The organism is Anaerosporobacter sp. (genome assembly GCF_031551385.1).
Lineage (GTDB): Bacteria > Bacillota > Clostridia > Lachnospirales > Lachnospiraceae > Anaerosporobacter.
Genome location: NZ_JAVBNS010000246.1, coordinates 1 through 2,610 on the forward strand (window position 1 = coordinate 1; position 2,610 = coordinate 2,610).

5 protein-coding genes are annotated in these 2,610 nt (G+C 34.6%); all 5 read right to left on the reverse strand.

Annotated elements, in window-relative coordinates:
• Positions 1 to 142: 142 nt before the first annotated feature.
• The gene (locus tag RMR19_RS18505) at positions 143 to 406 is read right to left on the reverse strand and encodes a hypothetical protein (RefSeq protein WP_310604983.1); all 264 of its coding nucleotides are present in this window, start codon (positions 404 to 406) and stop codon (positions 143 to 145) included.
• A 303-nt stretch (positions 407 to 709) separates the two neighbouring features.
• A complete protein-coding gene (locus RMR19_RS22215) occupies positions 710 to 1,009 on the reverse strand; it encodes an NADH-quinone oxidoreductase subunit I (protein ID WP_442871554.1) in 300 nt (99 codons plus the stop codon).
• Positions 1,006 to 1,245 (reverse strand): DUF4405 domain-containing protein, encoded by a 240-nt coding sequence (locus RMR19_RS18510; protein ID WP_310604984.1) that lies wholly within the window; start codon positions 1,243 to 1,245, stop codon positions 1,006 to 1,008. Before RMR19_RS18510 ends, RMR19_RS22215 begins: the two co-directional genes overlap by 4 nt.
• A 112-nt stretch (positions 1,246 to 1,357) precedes the next feature.
• A complete protein-coding gene (locus RMR19_RS18515; protein ID WP_310604985.1) occupies positions 1,358 to 2,236 on the reverse strand; it encodes a helix-turn-helix domain-containing protein in 879 nt (292 codons plus the stop codon).
• Positions 2,237 to 2,457: 221 nt separating this feature from the next.
• Positions 2,458 to 2,610, reverse strand: a 153-nt coding sequence (locus RMR19_RS18520) for a TraG/VirB4 family ATPase (protein ID WP_442871555.1), incomplete at its 5' end; no start/stop codon positions are given.

Here is a 2,610-nt window from a genome sequence, read left to right on the forward strand (position 1 = left end):
TACGAGTATTTCCGTCATCCCCATAATACCCATATTGGGAAATTTGGGAATGACCGTCAAAGAGGATTGCAAAACTGGTCGATTGGATGGTATAAACTGTTCGGGGTATTGGATTTTCATCCGTAACAGTTCCAATTCGCCGTCAAGAAAGGATAAGGCTTTTTGCAGGTAGGCAAACTTCAGGGCATTTTTCCCCCTGCTCGTACCGAAATACAGTTTGTAGGTGTGCCATCTCAATACGAGAGACATTGAGCGTCCGAAAGATACGTGTGTAATCGTCGGAGTTGCTTACGGCTTCCATATTTGCGATAAACTGTGCATAGGCGCTTTGCATTTCTTCGTTGGTTACTTCTTGTGAGGATTCGGCCAATAGACCGAAAAAACTCGTGTTTAATACATCATCCATACGCATAAAATTTAAAGTGAATATTAATAATCAGACCGAAGTCCTGTCTTATGCTGAATGATCCTTGCCTATTTAGAACCACAAATATCTCTTGATATTGAATCTATATTACTTTTCCTTTCCATTAGAGAAGATAATAAATTTTTAAGTCTTCTACAGCCTATAGCTTTAACTGCCATATTCCATATCACTGTTTGTTCTTGTATAGGAATCTTAAGTTGGAATAACAATTCTGATATATCAGAACAAACATCCCGATTTTTTTTAATGTATATGCATTCAATACAACTCATATTTATTGTGTTAAAAAGATTGTTGATTTTCAGTCTGTTTTCGATTCACTAATTCCAAAGCATTAAATCTACATACTGCAATACAATTTTTACAGGTAGTGCATTTATCAGGATTGATCACTATTCGTTTTTCGTTCCCATGTTCTTCCATATCTAACGCCTTAGCACTGCACCTTTTTATACACAGTTGACATCCAACGCAATTATCAACCACAGCTCTAACAAATTTATTTTTAGCGACTTTGCTTCTTTTGTGAAAACCGAAGACAAGTAGCAAAATAAGACTTGCTAAAATCAAAAGTGTATTCATTTCTTTTTTAGATAATATTTTAGTGATTTCCAATTATAAACAATATGGAATATTCCGAAAACGGAAAATAGTAACCCAAGCAGGCAATGTGTTCCGCCCCAGAAATAATGCGCTTCAGGATTATCTTTTACTATTCCAATCATTTGACCTGAAATAGGCAAAAGGATAAACATGAATAACAGTGAAACTGAAACAATCGCACGTTTATTTAATGATTTCTTATTTTTTACTTTCATACTCTCTAATTCTTTTTACTCCCTCATATAGGCATAACAAAACTATGTTATGCCTGCAAAATTACAGGTATATCACTTGTCGGGAAATAGAGAATAAAGGGAAAAAGTTGGACTATTCGTGGAATTTGCGTCGAAAGGCGTTAGGAGATACCTTTACGTTTTTGGAAAATAGACGGGAAAAATAAGTGTAATCCTCATATCCAAGAGAAAAAGCAATCTCTTTCACATCCATATCAGTATGACAAAGTAAGCGTTTTGCCTCTAAAACTATCTGTTGATGTATCCAATAACTAACAGGAAAGCCTGTTATTTCTTTTACTGATTCATTTAAGTGTGAAAGTGAATAGTTTAATTTCTGGGCATATTGGATTGGACTTTTTGTTGTTTTGTAATTCTCAGACAACAATTCTTTAAATTGATATGCTATGAGTGCAGAACGAGATTTATTTTGTGGTAATTTCTCTTGTCTGTCAGCATATTGTTCTGCGATAATTCCTATAAATACATTAGCCAAGTTTAGAATCATTCCGTTACTGAATGCTGTCGGTTCTGCTTTCATGGTAGCATCCAACAAACGCACGGTATCGCTTATTCTGTTTAATGTAAGAGTATCTAAAACTATTGCCCTTTGTGTAAGAAATGTTTTCTCAAATACATTTTTGTAATTATTTCCAACCAACATAGAGTCAATAGCTAAAGCCCAACCTTTTATCTCACGGAATGAGGATGCAAAATGTACTTGACCCGGACGAACATAAAAGACGGATTGTTCTTCCAACTGCACTTCTTCAAAATCTATTGTAAGGAAAGCATTTACACTTTCCATAAATAGAAACATATAATAGTCATCCCTATGAGCTATGTGTGATTCGGATTTAAGCATAATACCATCATACTTATTTGCCATATCCAGATAGTCAAATCCTATACCTAACGGAATTTGAGCATCCATTTGGTGGATGGGAATAACTTCTTTTTTTGTTTGTTTCATATCTATATCTACTCTATGCAAAGATACTCATTTCAAACAACACATGTAAATATCCCAAGTACTTTATTTTTTAGAACCGATACCCTTTAGATCAAAAAATAATATTAATTTTGCAATTAGTAGAGTTATCTGAAACGATGGTAAACCAAAGCAGACCGAAGAACTTCGCTCGTTTCTATCTCATTACCTATTGTCTTTTTGCGGTTCGATAAATAGTTAATTTACAGTACAATACGCAAAAATCTCATCTTCTTGATAAAGGCTTCCATGATGATGATCGTAACCACGGGAAACAATTCCTTGTTATCTTTTATGGCGTCTATCTCAAAGACAATGAAGCGTTTAGACAATAAGTCCAACTCCTCTGCGGAGTT

Bases quoted from the DNA above. Each gene is read 5' to 3' on its own strand.
- RMR19_RS18505 (WP_310604983.1), bottom strand. From the start codon at position 406: ATGGATGATGTATTAAACACGAGTTTTTTCGGTCTATTGGCCGAATCC.
- RMR19_RS22215 (WP_442871554.1), bottom strand. From the start codon at position 1,009: ATGAATACACTTTTGATTTTAGCAAGTCTTATTTTGCTACTTGTCTTC.
- RMR19_RS18510 (WP_310604984.1), bottom strand. From the start codon at position 1,245: ATGAAAGTAAAAAATAAGAAATCATTAAATAAACGTGCGATTGTTTCA.
- RMR19_RS18515 (WP_310604985.1), bottom strand. From the start codon at position 2,236: ATGAAACAAACAAAAAAAGAAGTTATTCCCATCCACCAAATGGATGCT.